At 57.2% G+C, this 16,507-nt stretch carries 17 protein-coding genes; 7 read left to right on the top strand and 10 right to left on the bottom strand.

Features of this window, described 5'->3' with window-relative positions; genetic code table 11:
* Nucleotides 1–7 precede the first annotated feature (7 nt).
* The 3 genes from ACR0DS_RS13405 to ACR0DS_RS13395 form a co-directional block, all read right to left on the bottom strand.
* Nucleotides 8–922: a carbohydrate ABC transporter permease gene (locus ACR0DS_RS13405; RefSeq protein WP_209597484.1), complete on the bottom strand. Its 915-nt coding sequence runs from the start codon at nucleotides 920–922 to the stop codon at nucleotides 8–10.
* A gap of 66 nt (nucleotides 923–988) precedes the next feature.
* On the bottom strand, nucleotides 989–2,242 hold the full coding sequence (locus tag ACR0DS_RS13400; protein WP_267366202.1) for an ABC transporter substrate-binding protein: 1,254 nt from the start codon (nucleotides 2,240–2,242) through the stop codon (nucleotides 989–991).
* A 24-nt stretch (nucleotides 2,243–2,266) separates the two neighbouring features.
* Nucleotides 2,267–3,154: an N-acetylmuramic acid 6-phosphate etherase gene (locus ACR0DS_RS13395; RefSeq protein WP_480559072.1), complete on the bottom strand. Its 888-nt coding sequence runs from the start codon at nucleotides 3,152–3,154 to the stop codon at nucleotides 2,267–2,269.
* A 166-nt stretch (nucleotides 3,155–3,320) separates the two neighbouring features.
* Between ACR0DS_RS13395 and ACR0DS_RS13390 the strand changes: the two genes are divergently transcribed.
* The 4 genes from ACR0DS_RS13390 to nagA are packed head-to-tail and all read left to right on the top strand — an operon-like array spanning nucleotide 3,321 to nucleotide 7,139.
* The gene (locus tag ACR0DS_RS13390) at nucleotides 3,321–4,199 is read left to right on the top strand and encodes a glucosamine kinase nucleotide-binding domain-containing protein (protein WP_480483409.1); all 879 of its coding nucleotides are present in this window, start codon (nucleotides 3,321–3,323) and stop codon (nucleotides 4,197–4,199) included.
* The gene (locus ACR0DS_RS13385) at nucleotides 4,196–4,951 is read left to right on the top strand and encodes a GntR family transcriptional regulator (protein ID WP_209507520.1); all 756 of its coding nucleotides are present in this window, start codon (nucleotides 4,196–4,198) and stop codon (nucleotides 4,949–4,951) included. Before ACR0DS_RS13390 ends, ACR0DS_RS13385 begins: the two co-directional genes overlap by 4 nt.
* Before the next feature lie 29 nt (nucleotides 4,952–4,980).
* The gene (locus ACR0DS_RS13380; RefSeq protein ID WP_480559070.1) at nucleotides 4,981–6,009 is read left to right on the top strand and encodes an SIS domain-containing protein; all 1,029 of its coding nucleotides are present in this window, start codon (nucleotides 4,981–4,983) and stop codon (nucleotides 6,007–6,009) included.
* Nucleotides 6,006–7,139, top strand: coding sequence for an N-acetylglucosamine-6-phosphate deacetylase (gene nagA, locus ACR0DS_RS13375; RefSeq protein ID WP_480559068.1), 1,134 nt, complete (start codon nucleotides 6,006–6,008; stop codon nucleotides 7,137–7,139). Before ACR0DS_RS13380 ends, nagA begins: the two co-directional genes overlap by 4 nt.
* Before the next feature lie 58 nt (nucleotides 7,140–7,197).
* On the opposite strand, the gene ACR0DS_RS13370 is transcribed toward nagA, so the two are convergent.
* Both ACR0DS_RS13370 and ACR0DS_RS13365 read right to left on the bottom strand, forming a co-directional pair.
* Nucleotides 7,198–8,085 carry a c-type cytochrome gene (locus ACR0DS_RS13370; RefSeq protein ID WP_480559066.1) on the bottom strand — a complete coding sequence of 296 codons (888 nt, stop codon included), beginning with the start codon at nucleotides 8,083–8,085 and terminating at the stop codon, nucleotides 7,198–7,200.
* Nucleotides 8,086–8,099: 14 nt separating this feature from the next.
* Nucleotides 8,100–8,567 (bottom strand): c-type cytochrome, encoded by a 468-nt coding sequence (locus ACR0DS_RS13365; RefSeq protein WP_480559064.1) that lies wholly within the window; start codon nucleotides 8,565–8,567, stop codon nucleotides 8,100–8,102.
* Between the two features lie 86 nt (nucleotides 8,568–8,653).
* On the opposite strand from ACR0DS_RS13365, the gene ACR0DS_RS13360 reads away from it, so the two are divergent.
* The 3 genes from ACR0DS_RS13360 (at nucleotide 8,654) to ACR0DS_RS13350 (ending at nucleotide 11,670) form a co-directional block, all read left to right on the top strand.
* The gene (locus ACR0DS_RS13360; protein ID WP_480559062.1) at nucleotides 8,654–9,499 is read left to right on the top strand and encodes a LysR family transcriptional regulator; all 846 of its coding nucleotides are present in this window, start codon (nucleotides 8,654–8,656) and stop codon (nucleotides 9,497–9,499) included.
* Between the two features lie 300 nt (nucleotides 9,500–9,799).
* The gene (locus tag ACR0DS_RS13355) at nucleotides 9,800–10,729 is read left to right on the top strand and encodes an MBL fold metallo-hydrolase (RefSeq protein WP_480559060.1); all 930 of its coding nucleotides are present in this window, start codon (nucleotides 9,800–9,802) and stop codon (nucleotides 10,727–10,729) included.
* A complete protein-coding gene (locus ACR0DS_RS13350; RefSeq protein ID WP_480483423.1) occupies nucleotides 10,726–11,670 on the top strand; it encodes an MBL fold metallo-hydrolase in 945 nt (314 codons plus the stop codon). Before ACR0DS_RS13355 ends, ACR0DS_RS13350 begins: the two co-directional genes overlap by 4 nt.
* Nucleotide 11,671: 1 nt before the next feature.
* On the opposite strand, the gene ACR0DS_RS13345 is transcribed toward ACR0DS_RS13350, so the two are convergent.
* The 5 genes from ACR0DS_RS13345 to ACR0DS_RS13325 form a co-directional block, all read right to left on the bottom strand.
* Nucleotides 11,672–12,730, bottom strand: coding sequence for a YeeE/YedE family protein (locus ACR0DS_RS13345; protein WP_480483425.1), 1,059 nt, complete (start codon nucleotides 12,728–12,730; stop codon nucleotides 11,672–11,674).
* A gap of 52 nt (nucleotides 12,731–12,782) precedes the next feature.
* Nucleotides 12,783–14,006, bottom strand: a complete 1,224-nt coding sequence (gene hemA, locus ACR0DS_RS13340; protein WP_480483427.1) for a 5-aminolevulinate synthase — start codon at nucleotides 14,004–14,006, stop codon at nucleotides 12,783–12,785.
* A gap of 1 nt (nucleotide 14,007) precedes the next feature.
* Nucleotides 14,008–14,442, bottom strand: coding sequence for a DUF302 domain-containing protein (locus tag ACR0DS_RS13335; protein ID WP_480483429.1), 435 nt, complete (start codon nucleotides 14,440–14,442; stop codon nucleotides 14,008–14,010).
* An 80-nt stretch (nucleotides 14,443–14,522) separates the two neighbouring features.
* Complete coding sequence (locus ACR0DS_RS13330; protein ID WP_480483431.1) at nucleotides 14,523–15,785, bottom strand: FCSD flavin-binding domain-containing protein; 1,263 nt, start codon at nucleotides 15,783–15,785, stop codon at nucleotides 14,523–14,525.
* A 24-nt stretch (nucleotides 15,786–15,809) separates the two neighbouring features.
* Nucleotides 15,810–16,490, bottom strand: a complete 681-nt coding sequence (locus tag ACR0DS_RS13325; protein ID WP_480559058.1) for a c-type cytochrome — start codon at nucleotides 16,488–16,490, stop codon at nucleotides 15,810–15,812.
* Nucleotides 16,491–16,507: the final 17 nt, after the last annotated feature.

The following is a 16,507-nucleotide window of genomic DNA, read 5'->3' as shown; positions in this document are numbered from 1 at the left end:
CTGCTCCTTACAGCTGGTACCGGCGCATCCGGGTCTGGATGCCGAAAAGGTAGACACAGACACCCAGCAGGATGATTGCAAACATCGCACCAGCGATGGCCGAACCCATATGCGGATCACCCAATTGCAGCTGGAAGCCAAAGAATGTGCGATACATGAAGGTGCCAAGAATATCGGTCGAGAAGTCAGGCCCCGCCAGAGCGCCCTGTGCAGCATAGATCAGATCGAAGGCGTTGAAATTGCCGACAAATGTCAGAATTGAGATGATCCCGATCGAGGGCAGGATCAGCGGCAGCTTGATTTTCCAAAAGGCACTTGTACCGGTGATGCCATCCACTTCCCCGGCTTCCAGGATTTCCTCAGGGATCGATAGCAAGGCCGCGTAAATCAGCATCATTGGGATACCGACAAACTGCCAGACCGAAATCAGCGCCAGAGTGGTCAAAGCGTATTCCTCCTTTCCCAACCACGGGGCAAAGAGGGATTTCAACCCAACCGCATCCAGCATCGAAGGCGCGATGCCCCAGATGGGCGACAGGATCAGTTTCCATGCAAATCCGACGATCACAAAGCTCAGGATTGTTGGAATGAAGATCGCCGACCGATAGAGAACTGCAAATCGCAGGCGCGGATGGCTGAGCAGCGCTGCCAGCGCGATGCCGATGGGGTTCTGCACCAGCATGTGGATCAGAAAGAACCAGAAATTGTTGCCCAGCGCATTCCAGAACTGTTCCGACCAAATCGGATCGAAGAACAGCGTTTGAAAGTTCTGCAGTCCAACAAATATGCGGCTCTGGTCGACTTCAGAGTAAAGGGCCAGACGGAGCGTGTTGAACAGGGGAAAGATCATCACCGCTGTGTAGACAAGCACGGCTGGTGCCAGAAACACGACGATATGCCAGCGGATGCGGGGGCGGGTCATGGGGAGCGCTTTCGATGGAATGCCGGGCGTACCCGGGCAACTCATGCTGCCCGGGTATGGTTCAGCTTACTGATGTGGTGCGTACCACGAGGCGAGGCCCGCCTGTAGTTCTGCACCCAGCTCTTCGGGCGATTTGGCACCTTTGATAGCGGCAACGGATGCACCCCAGGTCTCGTTCTCGAGGTTTGGTGTGCCGCGCGACAGGATTTGATAGGTCGAGCGGATAGTCGATTCACATTCTTCACGCCAGCCGACGATTTCCTTGGCCAGCGGGTCCTGCAACTCGACCGGAGTGCTCGACAGCGGGAAGAAGCCGGGCAGAGCGTTGCCGAAGATTTCAGCAAACTCAGGGCTTGCGACCCAAGTCAAAAACGTTTCGGCGGCTTCAGGATTCTTCGTGGCCGCGTTCATGCCGATGCCGATATCCGTATGGTCCGAGATATAGCAGGTGTCGCCCGCGTTCTGAACCGGAGGCTTGAATGCACCCATCTCGAAATCGGCTTGTGCGTTGAAGCCGGAAATCTCCCATGATCCCGCAGGATAGATGGCCGCGCGGCCCAAAGTGAAGATGTTCTGGCTGTCGGGATAGGTCTGTGCTTCGTACCCGTCACCCAGATACGCACCCCAGCGGGCCAGCGTTGCGTACGGGGCTGTCCAGGCTTCATCGGTCAGCTTCTGTTCGCCTGCGATCAACGCCTGACGACCTTCTTCACCCTTCCAGTAGTTCGGCCCGATGTTATTGTAACCCATCGTGGCAGCTTCCCACTGGTCGTTGGTACCCATCGCCATTGGGATGTAAGTGCCGTCTTCCTTGATCTTGTCCAAGGCGGCAAAGAACTCGTCTTCCGTGGTCGGCACTTCGAGGCCCAACTCGGCGAAAGCGTCCTTGTTGTAGATGAAGCCGTGAATAACCGATGCCATCGGCACGCAGAAGCTGGCCGAACCGTCATCCGTCTGCCAGGCAGACTTTGCAACGTCCGAGAAGTTGTTCATCGCCTCGACCGAGGACAGATCGGTCAGGTGACCGGCCTCATAAAGCGCCAGCGAAGCATCGAAGGGGCGGCAGGTAATCAGGTCACCGGCAGACCCCGCATCAAGTTTCGAGTTCAAAACCGCGTTGTATTCTGCCGGGGCAGACGGCGTGAACTGGACTTTGATGCCAGGATGTTTTGCTTCAAAGGCCGGGATGATCTGGTCCTGCCACAGGGTCAGGTCATCGTTACGCCAGCTTTCGATGGTCAGCGTGACGTCCTCGGCATAGGCGGCAGAGGCTAACAGCGTCCCACCAAGCAAGGCCAGTTTCAGGCTATTACGTTTCATTGTACTCTCCCATTTGGTTTGCAGTTATTTATCAGGTGTCAGTGCCGCGCTCAGAACTCCGCCCGTTTCTTTCAGGCGCACATTGGCTGCCGCCAGTGAAACGCCGCGAGCGGCGATGAGAATGGCGGATTTGGTGTCTCCTTGCGCTTCAGCCAGGGCGTTTTGGGCGGTGCTTGCATCAACTCCGGCGATCCGGGCGACGATGCCGGTCGCACGCGCGCGCAGCTTTGCATTGTCTGCTCTCAGGTTGACCATCATCCCCTCGTGAACATGACCCAACTTGATTGCCATAAGGCTGGACAGCATGTTCAGCGCAATTTTCTGGGCCGTACCAGCGCCCATTCGGGTTGAGCCTGAAATCAGCTCAGGCGGGGTGGCAAGCAGAATCGCGTGATCGCATTGCGTCAACAGTGGGCTGCCCGGGTTGTTGGCTATCCCGATCGTGCTGGCACCCGCAGCACGCGCAAGTCGCGCGGCCTCAAGTGTATAGGGGGTGGTGCCACTGGCAGAGACAGCAATGACCGTGTCGCTGCGCATAAGCCCGGCCAGCCCTTCGACCAGCCCGTCGGTGTCATCCTCGGTTCCACCGGGCATATGCGCGGATTGCGGCAACCCTCCGGCCATCAGGATATGGACTTGGTTTTCGTCGATGCCGAAAGTACCGCCCAGTTCCATTGCATCAGCCGCAGCCATCAGCCCCGAAGACCCCGCCGCCGCGTAATACAATGAACCACCTGATGCCAGACTGCGGGCCATGGCGTCGGCACCGTCGCAAATCGCACGCAGGGCACCCTGCGGGGCACCGGCCGCTTCCTGCTGACCCCTGGACAGGGCCAGCGCCGCCTCTTCCAGCGGTCGGTTACCCAAATCGTATGCGTCCGGGTGGAGTTGTTCGGTGATGTGTGGCAGCACGTGTTTCTCCTCGTTGCCAGAAAGCATACCTATACAATACCATTTGTCCACTAATTTTTTTTCAGCCGCTATTGGCCTTATAATTCAACGTATTTTCGATCTTTCCGCCCTTATTGGATTTACTTTGGCATTTACAGTTCAACATAGGCATTATATAGGTATCATCATGCTTAGTTCGAAAAACAACCCTATCATCGCAGCAGACGGCGGCGGAACGAACTGTCGGATCGCCTATGACGATGGCCAGCAGCGACTGGTGGTCGAGGTTGGCCCCGCCAACGTCGCCAGCGATTATGACGGCGCGATTGTACGGCTGAAAGACGGCCTGAAGATGCTTGCGACCAAGCTCAGTGTTCAGCCCGAGACCCTGAAGCCGATACCGGCGTATTTTGGACTTGCGGGAGTTACAGGTGATCAGATCGCCCAGCGGGTGGCGGCGGATTTGCCGTTGGACAGTATACTGGTCGAGGATGATCGCCACCCTGCGCTGGCGGGTGCGCATCAAGCAACCGACGGTGCAATCGCCCATTGCGGAACGGGTTCGTTTCTGGCCCTGCAATCGCAAGCCGGCCGACGCTTTGCCGGTGGCTGGGGCTCTGTTCTGGGGGATGAGGCCTCTGCTCAGTGGATTGGGCGCAGAGCGCTTTCCGTTACGCTGGATGCATGGGACGGGCTGGTGCCAAAATCCAACCTGACTGAGGGCTTGCTGAACGCATTTGGCAGTACAAGCGGTATTGTCGCTTTCGCGGCCGCGGCACGACCACATGAATTCGGCCAGATCGCGCGACAGGTGACAGCGGCAGCGAGGTCAGGGGACGAACGGGCGGTTTCGCTTATGCACGAAGGTGCTGCGCATCTTTTGCAAGCACTGGAAGCAATGGGCTGGACCCCGGCCATGCCATTATGCCTGACCGGGGGTATTGGCCCTCACTATGAGGCGTATCTGCCGGATCGTGCGCGTGGCGCAGTAACAGAGCCCAATGGTGCGCCTATCGACGGGGCCATCGCGTTGGCCCGGGCTTTCCAAGTGGAGCATTCGGCATGAACGCGGCATCTTTTCTGGCTTCTGACGACTGGCTCGAGAACGGCGGCGGGCCGCGCTATGTCCGGCTGCGCCAGCGGCTGGAAGAAGGCATCGACGCTGGAGTCCTTCCCCCGAATTCCTCATTACCGCCCGAGCGCGAGATCGCCGAGATCACCGGCCTGTCCAGGGTCACCGTGCGCAAGGCCATTCAGGAACTGGTGAAACAGGGCGCAATCGTACAGCGGCAGGGTTCCGGGTCTTTCGTACGGAACGCCGCGCCGAAATTGGAACAATCGCTTTCGCATCTGACGTCTTTCAGTGAGGACATGCGCCTGCGCGGTATGGAATCAACCTCCAAGTGGTTGGAACGGGGCGTTTTTCTACCATCACCCGAGGAAACGGCGGTGCTCGGGCTGCCCGCTGACGGACAGGTGGCCCGCATTTGCCGCCTGCGAGAGGCTGGCGGGCGCCCCATGGCAGTCGAACGTGCCTCGTTGCCATTGGACATTCTGCCAAACCCGCTTGCCGTGCGCGACTCACTCTATGATCTTCTGGAAGAAAACGGCTGCCGACCTGTTCGCGCCATCCAGAAGATTTCCGCCGTTAATCTTGAGGCTGAAGATGCAGCTCTGCTTGGTGTCGCCGAAGGCGCGGCGGGGTTAAGCATCCAGCGGATTTCCCATCTGGAAGGCGGGCGCGTCGCCGAGTTCACAAAATCCAACTATCGCGGCGATGCCTATGACTTTGTGGCTGAGCTGCGACTTACTCCATGATCTGCGATTCTGATGGAAAGGCTGCCCCGATGACCCCGAAAACGACCCTGATGCGTCAGGAAATCGAAGAGATCCCTGTTGCCGTCGAGCGATTGCTCAGCAATGGCGGAGATGCCCTGAGCACAGCCGCGGACGTCGCCCGGAACGGCGGGCTGAAGTTCATGATTTCGGCGGCGCGCGGCTCTTCCGACCACGCCTGTACTTTTCTGAAATACGCAAGCGAATTGCTTCTTGGCTTGCCTATGGCATCCGTCGGCCCATCGGTCGCGTCAGTGTATGGCGCTGACCTGCATGTGGCCGGGGCGCTTTGCCTTTCTGTTTCACAATCAGGAAAAAGCCCGGATATCGTGCAGCTTACGAAAAATGCCCGAAAGGCCGGGGCCAGCACCGTAGCAATCACAAATGACCCATCTTCCCCCCTTGCACTGGCGGCTGAGGCGGCTTTGCCGCTGCACGCAGGCCCCGAGCTTAGTGTAGCGGCGACAAAGACATTCGTGACCTCGCTGGTTGCCGGGCTTTGGCTACTGGCGGAACTGAAAGGCGACAAAGATCTTCTGGCTGCGCTGCGTGGCCTGCCAAAGCACCTTGATGCCGCCACACGGTGTGACTGGGGCAAAGCGGCGGCTGCCGTCACCCAAAGCTCGCTTTATACGCTTGGTCGCGGACCAAGCGTAGCGATCTCGAACGAGGCCGCGCTGAAATTCAAGGAAACCTGCCAGATCCATGCCGAAAGTTATTCCTCGGCCGAGGTGCTGCATGGCCCTGTCTCGATCGTGGAAGGCGGATTTCCGGTTATTGCCTTTGCCGCCAATGATCCGGCAGAGCCGCTGTTGGCCGAGGTTGCCGACACGCTCGCGGCCAAAGGGGCACAGGTATTTGCCACCAGCCCATTGGTCACAAAGGCCGAGGTGCTGCCTCATGTCCGCACGGATCACTGGCTGACGGACCCGGTGGCAGCTATCGTGTCCTTTTATTCAATGGTCGAGCAGGTCGCAGTACAGCGCGGGGTCAACCCGGATGCGCCACGTCACCTGCGGAAAGTGACGGAAACGGTATGAGCGTCCAGGCGACCATCTACCACGGCGGGCTTGTTTATGACGGCACCAAACTGCACGACGGTGCCGCGCTGCGACTGGAGGCTGGCCGCATCACTGACATAGGCGTTGACGTGAAGACAGACGCTGGCAAGCTTGTCGATCTGCAAGGCGACATACTGGCCCCCGGCTATGTTGACCTGCAAGTGAATGGCGGCGGCGGAGTGATGTTCAACGCCGCCCCGTCTGTCGATACACTGGCACGCATTGCCAAGGCGCACCGGACGCTTGGAGCAACCTCGATCCTTCCCACCCTGATCACGGATACCGCAGCCAAGACCCGCGCCGCCATCGAAGCGGCCAAGGCGGCTGTAGCTGCGGGTATTCCGGGGATCGCTGGCCTGCATCTTGAGGGACCACATCTTTCAGTGGCTCGGAAAGGTGCCCATGATGCGGCCCTGATTCGCCCCATGGATGACGAGGACCTGACGACGCTTGTCGCGGCTGCACAAGCGCTACCCGCATTGATGCTGACGGTTGCGCCAGAGAACGTGTCAATTGCGCAGGTGAAAGCGCTGGTCTCGGCCGGTGCCGTTGTTTCGCTGGGCCACAGTGATGCGGATTTTGATACCTGCCTTTCTTATGCTGAGGCCGGTGCGTCCTGTGCCACGCATCTGTTCAACGCCATGAGTCAACTTGGCAATCGATCTCCGGGGCTTGTCGGGGCGGTTCTGGCCGCGGGTCGATTAAACGCCGGGCTAATCGCCGACGGTATTCACGTTCACCCTGAAGCCATGCGCACAGCCTGGGCCGCCAAGCGGGGCCCAGGCCGGATTTTTCTGGTCAGCGATGCGATGGCGCCGGCTGGCACGGACCAGCGCATGTTCGAACTGGAAGGCCGCCGCATCTCCCGCAAAGACGGGCGTTTGACACTGTCTGATGGTACTTTGGCGGGGGCCGATCTGGACTTGACCACAGCGCTGCGTGTCCTGACCACGCAAGCAGAAGTGCCGCTGGAAGACGCATTGGAAGCCGCAACTCGCATACCCGCCGAAGTGATGGGATTAACCGACGCGGGGCGGTTAACCATAGGAAAACAATGCCCGCTGATCCGCATTGCCAGAGATCTGAGCAATGTAGACGCGCTGGTTTGACCCAGCGTCATAAGACCTGCGCTGACAAAATCCTGAGTTTCTGCAACCATTAGTCAATTCACTGAACGGGAACGGATTTCAGGTAAGCAGCAATGGCCAATCGGTCTTCATCGCTTAGTTTCGAGGTGTTCTCGATGACTTCGACCATTTCGCCACCAGCGCTGTCATAATCCGGTGTGAAACCGGATTTCAGATATTCAGCGATGTCAGCCTCAGACCAGTCAAGCTGGGCAGTGGTCAGACCGGGGATGCGCCCTTTGCCGTTAGGATTTGGCGCTCCGGTCAGCCAAAGATCCCGCTTCAACCCTCCCAGTCCGTTTCGTGGTGTATGGCACTCTGAGCAGTGCCCCAAAGCTTCCACCAGATACCGGCCCCGGATTTGCTGATCGGTCAGATCACCTTCGACCACCCAGCCCGAGCCTGAGAACAGAAGCTTCCACAACCCCAGCCCGCGCCGGATGTTGAAAGGGAAACCGACGTCATGCGGGATACTTGCCGCATCAGACGCAGGCAGGGTGTTCAAAAACGCATGAAGCGCCGCGACGTCCTCGACCGTCATCTTGGCATAAGACGTGTAGGGGAAGGCCGGGTAATAATGCTGTCCCTTGGGGCCTGTTCCGTGTTTCAGGGCATTGGCCAGATCCAGCGCAGACCATGATCCAATTCCGGCGTCTGGATCACTGGAAATGTTTGGAGCTACAAACGTACCGAAATCCGTTTCAAACCGGCGCCCGCCAGCAAGAACAAGCTTTCCTTCCTCGCGGGCATCCGGGGCCGAATGGCATGAGGCGCATCCTGCTGAATAGAAAACAGACGCCCCTCTGGTCACGTCGGGGGTCAGACCGGCCAACTGTGCCGGATCAACTCTTTGCGGCCGGGTTAGCAGCAAACCGGCCAACCCGGCCATAAGCATGACTAGAACGGCGAAAAGTAGAATGCGCCGCACTGATCGATACTCCTTTAATTTTCTGGTGCTCTGTAAGCTTTGTGACAGGCCGAGCAGGCTCCGCCAAGTTGGCCCATCGCCCCTTTCAGGGCTTCAACATCCTGACCTGCCGCAGCCTGCATCGCAACAGCGGCATCGGCCAGTGCCTGCCCTTTAGCGCCGACATCTGCAAAGTTCTCCCAAATAGCGGGCAAGGCGCGGGTGGACGGGTCTGACACATTATCCGAACCGGCTGGCCACATCGCGGATTGGTCGATCTGCGACACGACGACGATATTATTTGCGGCACGCGTAGCCGCTTCGGCATCATATTCTGCCTCTCCCTTGGCCATGGCGCCCAGCGTGCCAAGGTTGAAAGCGTAAAGCTGCATAATCGAAGTCCGCGCTTTTACAGCCGGGTTTTCGCTATCCTGAGCAATTGCAGTTCCAACTACGGCCAAGGACAAAAGACCTGCCGCAAAGATCGAAGATTTCTTCATCATGGTGTGGCTCCCTGTTTAATGTGCCATATGATAGCTTGAACGATTTTTCTTGTAATTGTTTGTTATTCGGCCTCACCTGTTCATTTATGAACAACGACAATTGGGACAATATTCGGTATGCCCTCGCCGTCAGCAAACACGGCTCGTTGAATGCGGCGGCGACAGCCCTGGGCGTTGCACATGCAACCGTCCTGCGCAGGGTTGCCGCCTTTGAACACCGATATGGCTGCGCTGTTTTTCGGAAAGACCCGTCGGGGTATTCGGTTCTTCCTGAAGCCAGAACAATTCTGTCCGCCATGGAAAGCGTTGAAGACGCCGTACTTTCGGTCGAACGCGCCGTTGTGGGCGCAAATCGTTCGCCTGCGGGTCATGTGCGTATCGCGTCCACGGACAGCCTTTGCCAGTTTGTCCTGCCACAGATACTAAACTCAATTTCCGCTCTCTACCCCAGCCTCGAACTGACGATCCTCAGCGGAAACAGCCACCATGATCTGACCAGGTTAACCGCAGATATAGTTGTCCGCCCTTCGGTTCAACTAGGTGAAGGCTTGACTGGAGAGCGCGCAGGAACGTTGCGCTTCGGGGTTTATAGTGACGGTACCCATGATCAAAAATGGATGCGGCTTGATGGGGCCCTCAGCCGTTCACTCCCGGCCAAATGGTTGGCTGAACATGTTCGCGCTGATGACATGACAAACGGAGCAGACAGTTTTCTGGTGCTTCAGCAGATGGTTGCATCCGGTGTGGGGAGAGCTTTTTTACCTGCGTTTATAGGCGACGCTGATCCCCGGCTTCATAGGTTGAACAACATTGATCCCCGAATCGAGGTTCCACTTTGGGTCGCAACGCTAGAGGAAATCGCACACACGCCAAGATTTGCGGTCGTGCAACGGGCACTGGTTGAACACCTGCCGCATGCACTGGCTGGGTGACGTCACAACTAAAGTGAATTGGTGGGTCATTTGGCGTTGAAATCTCCGGCAAGTCGTGGCGGGTGCCCTGCACCTGCAACAAGACGTCCTGCGCCGCGATGCTCAGGTTTTCACCGCCGCTCCAGATAGTCCTTACTGAACCTGTTTCGCCAAGACGTGTCAAAGGTACTTTGGGAAGGGCCAGATATGCGACACCTTGCTGCGAACGTTCCAACGCAAGTGGTGAAAAGCCCCAGAGAGAATGTGCCGCCCGTGCCATTCATCATTTACAAATATAAACATTCATCTTATTGATTTTGTATGAGCAGAGACCCAAATTTCTCCCGGCGGAACTTCCTGTCCCAAGGCGCATGTCTGGCGGCGCTCTGCCTGCGACCCAGCTTTGCGGTTGCGGAAATGACACTTGGCCAATCGGCAAGGATATCAACTTTGGCAGATGGGTATCTGTCATTGCCGCCCGAAATGGTCTTTGGGGCAATGCCCGAGGCAGAGCTGACAGAACTTCTGAACCGCTATCAGGCAGATCTGACCAGTTACGAGCCCGAGTGCAACATCGTGCTCTACCGCGATGACCAGAATACCATACTGTTCGACGTCGGGGCCGGGCCAGACTTCATGCAAACCGCTGGCAAACTTCCGGAAACTCTGGACGCCGTCGGGTTGTCTCCGGATGAGGTCACGCAGGTGATCTTCACCCATGCTCATCCGGATCACATCTGGGGTGTGCTGGACGACTTCGGAGATCCCCTCTTTCCCAATGCCAGATATCATCTTGGCCGCAAGGAATGGGACTATTGGTGGAACCCTGCAACCGTTGACACGATAGGAGCCGACCGCACGGCATTCGCGGTGGGCGCAAAGCGGCGCATGGAAGCCATCGAAGACATGGTTGCGTTCTTTGATGACGGGCAGGAAATCCTTCCCGGTATCGCAGCACGCGCTAGTTTCGGGCACACGCCCGGACACATGGCCTTCGAAATTCGCAAAGGCAGTGACGCGGTGATGGTCGTGGGCGATGCGCTCGGCAATCCACACGTCGCGTTCGAGCGTCCAGACTGGCTGAGCGGTACGGATCAGGACCCTGACGCCGCGGCAAATACCAGGAAATCGCTGCTGGATCAGATTTCTCATACCCAAATGAAGATTATTGGATTCCATTTGCCAAATGGCGGAATTGGCCGTGTCGAAAAGGCCGGTTCGACCTATCGATTTATTGGAGAGCCTGCATGATGCGCGCTTTGTTGATTGCCTGTACCCTGGCCACGCAAACCTGGGCCAGTGAGGATATTGCAGACCAGTACCCGCAGAGCGTTCTTTACTCGAAACCTGTCGAATTTATTCCCGGCGTCTTTTCCGCCATCGGTGCAACCGCACCCCCGACTTATGAGAATTCGGGCCACAACAATAACCTCAGCTTCATCGTGACCGGAGAGGGTGTTGTCGTCATCAACGGTGGCGCGGCCTATGTGCTTGCCGAAGCGCTTCATAAGGAGATTCAAGCGCTCACGGATCAGCCCGTGAAGCTTGTCTTCAACGAAAACGGTCAGGGGCACGCTATGCTGGGGAATGCCTACTGGTCGGAACTTGGGGTGCCCATCGTCGCTCATTCAGATGCTGCGGCTGAATTCGAAGAATATGGGCCACAAATCCTTGAAGGGATGCAGGCATATAACAAGGACAAGGCAAAAGGAACGTTTTTGGCCGGTCCGACAGAAACGTTTGACGATGAATACGTTGTCGAACTCGGCGATTTTCGCATGGAGGCCAAACATCTTGGACCTGCGCACAGCCCCGGCGACATTTCGATCTGGTTGCCCAATCAAAGCCTTGTCATCGCCGGTGACATGGCATTTCACGAACGTATGCTGCCGATCTTTCAGGACACCTACACCGCAGATTGGCTTGAGACCTGGGACAATGAGTTCGAGGCACTGGAAGCCACATATGTGATCCCCGGGCACGGTCATCCTACGAACATGGATCAGGTGCGCCGGTATACACGCGACTATCTTGTCTACCTGCGCGCAATGATCCAGGAACATATGGATGCAGGCGGGGATCTGGCCGAGGCCTATTACGTCGACCAAAGCCCTTATGCCCATTTGGACACGTTCGAAGAATTGGCCACGAAAAACGCGGGTCGGGTCTACGAACAGATGGAATTCGAATAAGTCAGGACCGCCGAAGAACGGGCATTCGCATCATCATCCGATGGGTGGCGACGGCCCCAACCCACATCGAGAAGACGGCAAGCCACGCAGTCAGCGACAAGGCCGATCCCCCGGACAATCCGGCACCAACGGCGCAGCCACCTGCCAACATCGCACCAAATCCCATCAAGACAGCCCCGACAAGGTAACGCTCCATCGGAGTATCCGGGCCGAACTGTTCGATTTTCCATTCGCCGGAAAGAACTGCAGAAACAGCGGCGCCAATTGCAACGCCCGGAACCAGACCAATGCCAAAGGACAGCGCAATGTTCCGCTCGGCCACCAGCGCCATCAATGTATCCGTTGCCGGGCCGGTGAACGTGACCGAAGACACCGGCACGACTTCGAAGGAGGCTTGTGCAATCGCAAATGTCATCAACCAGCCAAGCGCCACGGCGACACCAACTCCGGCGGCCGTGACAATCTTTGTCACTGTCACCTGCTGGCGCACTGCAAACACGACGGCCAGAACAAAGGTCCCTGCGGCAAAGACTGTGTACGCTATGGGTGAAAACCCAAGTAGTGCCGAAAGGTCGCGCGCATTGCCACCTGTGATCGTCCAAATACCGGACAGCGCCTCGCGCGCGGGGCTGAGCACACCCGTGTAAGCCGCTTGCGCGACCAACGTCAGAACCAACCCTGTCACCATTGCCCGCAGATTGCCGCATGAGGCCAGCACCAACAGGCGCGACGCGCATCCGCGCGCCAAAATCATTCCGGCGCCAAACATCAGACCGCCGATCACCGCCCCACTCAGGCTGCCTGTTGACGCAATTGAACGCGCCCCGGACAAATCCAGCCATTCAATCGAGACGAACCCCTGTACCAGCATCAACGCCGACGTGAATGCGATCAGCCAGACGGCCAGACGGGGCCCAAGTTCGCCCTCGGCGACTTCAACAGTGGATGCCCGCAAGCAGAAATGAGATTTCTGAGCGGTAACTCCGAACAGGATGCCAACAAGCAAACCGGCGACAGCCAATGTGCCCGAATCTCCCAGCAGATCGATGAGGCGTTCCATAGACAAAAACTCTCACCTCTTTACGTGTCCGTCTTTGCCTTCCGTCAAGTTCTCACTGTGCGGCCATCGGTTTGCGCGCAAGCTGGCACTGTGTCCACAACGCACCCAATGCCTCGACCAACAGGGTTACATCTTCTGACGAATGTACAGGTGAAGGCGTAATCCGAAGACGTTCGGTGCCTTTTGGGACAGTGGGATAGTTTATCGGCTGGATATAAATCCCGTAGTCGCGCATCAAGACATCCGAGATAAAGCGGCACTTAACCGGATCGCCGACCATGACCGGGATTATGTGGCTTGGGTTGGGCGTGTGCGGAATGCCCAAAGCGTCCAGCCGGCCTCGAACCTCGAATACGCGTTGCTGATGCAGAAACCTCTCCTCATTGCTTTGTTTGAGGTGCCGTACGGATGCTGCGGCACCAGCGGCGACGGCCGGGGGCAATGCGGTGGTAAAGATAAATCCGCTGGCAAAAGAACGGACAAAGTCGACAAGTTCCTTTGACGCCGCGATGTATCCACCAACCACGCCGAACGCTTTGCCCAACGTGCCTTCGATGACCGTCAGGCGATCCATCACCCCTTCGCGTTCGGCGATGCCACCACCACGCGGCCCATACAGCCCTACTGCATGAACCTCGTCCAGATAGGTCATCGCGCCGTACCGATCCGCCAGATCGCAGATTTCGGCGATTGGTGCTATATCGCCATCCATCGAATAAACACTTTCAAACGCGATCAGTTTTGGCGCGTTGGACGGCAGGTCCATGAGATGTCGTTCAAGGTCCTTCAAATCGTTATGCTTCCAGACCCGCTTTGCGCAACGACTGTGGCGGATACCCTCGATCATCGATGCGTGGTTCAATTCGTCGGACAGAACCGTGATACCGGGAATTCGAGAGGCCAGAGTTCCCAAAGCAGCCCAATTTGAAACATACCCGGACGTGAATAGCAGCGCTGCTTCCTTGCCATGCAGATCTGCAAGCTCGCGCTCAAGCAGAACATGTTCATGCGTGGTCCCCGAAATATTCCGGGTCCCGCCAGCCCCTGCGCCGCAGCTATCAATCGCCCGGTGCATGGCTGCCAGAACCTTTGGATGCTGACCCATTCCCAGATAATCGTTCGAGCACCAGACTGTGACTTTCTCAGGTCCGTTTTCTGCGTGGTTGTGTGCAGTTGGAAATGCTCCGCAATGACGCTCAAGCTCGGCGAAGACCCGGTAATTTCCTTCGTCCTGCAATTGCCTCAACTGGTCACGAAAATACTGTTGGTAGTCCATGTCAGTTTCCAACGGCTTCTTCTACGATACCGGCCAACAGGGCTTCGACTTTCTCCATCGGTCCGTCAGGATAGCTTCGGTAGCCCACTTTGACACCGCCTTCGTCCTCGGCCACGAAGATCCCGTAGGGGCAATAGCCGATATTCATCGGGTCGGCCTCCATCATCTCGCGCGAGAGCTTTGCGGAACAAAAGATAAATATCTCAGCGGCTGTGAAGATTTGCTTGTCACTGCCGACATCCGCCCCCGTCCGGTTCAGCATCTCACCAACATGGCTCACATAATCGATAACCAGCCCCTGCCCAACAATTGCTGATTCAACGGCAAAGGTTGCATCATCAAAGCTCCCATCAAAGGGAACGGCAATGACCTCCTCAGCAATAACCGGGTTTGCCAATGCAACTGAAAGTGCGGCTGATGCGATAAAGTGTTTCATGATGATGTTCCTCCTCCTGAACCACATTTCTTCAGATTTCACCGCCAAGGCTTTGACACCGGTCAAAGCCTTGGCGTTTCTTAGCCGAACATGTCCGATGTGATGCCGGCATACCAACCCAGCGACTCTTGGTAGGTTGCTTTTCTCAGGTCGGAATCCTCGCCGGTCTGGCTAATAAAGCCGTCCACCTTGGCAATTTTTTCAGACGTCGCCTCATAAGTCGCACCGACCTTGACCCCGTCATCCGTATCAATGAGAGACCAGCACGTGTTCGAAAACTTGGCCGGGAAGATCTTTGATCCGGTCAATGCGCCACGAACCGCATTGGCACAGACTTTCGCCTGGCTGTTGGCCGAAAAACCGGATTTCGGCATGTCGCCTTGCTGGCTGGCATCACCAAGAACATAGATGTCAGGGTCAGCTTTCGATGACATGTCCACCGCGTTCACCGGTGCCCAGGTGCCATCGGTTACACCGGCCATTTCCGCAATGCGCCCGGCTTTCATGGCCGGGATCACGTTGCAGACGTCGACCTTGGTTTCTTCACCGTCGATGGTCACCGTCATGGCATCCGGATTGACCGATACATTGCCGCCGCCAAAATCCTCTCCGATCCAGTCGATCATGCCTTCGTAATGGTCGGCCCAACCTTCCTGGAACAAAGACATCTTGGAGAATTTGGCCTTCGGATCAGCAATGATGATTTTCGCTGTCGGATTGTTCGCCTTCAGCACATGCGCAACCATCGAAACCCGCTCATAAGGTCCGGGCGGGCAACGGTACGGGTTCGGAGGTGCGACCATCGCAAAGGTTCCACCCTCGGGCATCGCCATAACCTGCGCCTTCAACAGCTCGGTTTGAGAGCCCGCCTTATACGCATGCGGCATCTTGTTCTGTGCAGTTACATCCCACCCCTCGACCGCGCCATCGACAAAGTCGATACCCGGGCTCAGGATCAATTTGTCATAAGGAATAGATCCGCCACCCGCCAATGAGACAGTTTTGGCGTCGCGGTCGACACCCACGGCCCAATCGTGAACCACGTTGATACCGTATTTTGCGGCAAGCGTGCCATAGCTGTGCGCAATGTCCGAAAGCTCTTGAAACCCGCCCAGATACAGGTTCGAGAAAAAACAGGTGTAATATGTTTTGGACGGCTCGATCAGAATGACATCAATCTCACCCTTGCTGTCTTTGGCGATATAGCGCGCCGCGGTTGCGCCGCCTGCCCCGCCCCCGATCACCACGACACGGGGCTTGCCCTGCGCCAGCACCATCGGGGCCGACAGCCCGGCAGCAAGTACCCCTGCGGTTCCCAGAAATGTCCGTCTGTCGAGTGTCATCGCGTTTCCTCCCCTTAGGCATTGTCACTGTGGGTTGTTGAAGTAAGCGGCCAATGCCGCGATCTCATCACTGCTCAGGCGGCCCGCGATCATCTGCATGACGGGATGGGGCCGCTGCTTGTCCTTGTAGGCGTGCATGGCGACAACAAAATCCTGGTCGGGCCAGTAAACGATCGAAGGAATCCCTTCATCGCCACCCTCTATCTGGTGGCACGTCGTGCATTCGCTGCTCAGGTATTCGCCATATTCGGGATCGCCCTGAATCGCGAGGATTTCGGGGTTGACGGAATGGTCCGTTCCCTTTGCCGTTGGGTCGGCTTCGGGGATGTCTTGCGGGTTGTCGGAAAACACACGCAAATAGGCAATTACATTGGCCCGGTCTTCCGGGTTCTCGAGCCCGCGAAAGCTCATTCTGGTGCCGGATGCGAATGCGCGGGGGTTTTCAATGTAAGCCGACAATGTGTCGGCATGCCATTCCAGACCCGAGGTACCCGCACGGATCAGGCTTTTGGAATAGGTGAACTCCTCAAGCCCGGCAGCCCGGCGGCCAAAAATACCATTCAGGTGCGGACCGATCCTGTTTTCAGCGCCCGCGCCGACCTGATGACATCCTTCGCATTGGGCAAACACAAGTTTGCCAGCTGCTGCATCGCCAAGGTCCTCAGTCGCGGCGGCAGCGGTTGCCAGGATACTCGCAGCAAACATGACACCTGTTGCCCACC

The organism is Ruegeria sp. AF5, assembly GCF_056541905.1.
This window is presented reverse-complemented; position numbering and strand designations above follow the sequence as displayed.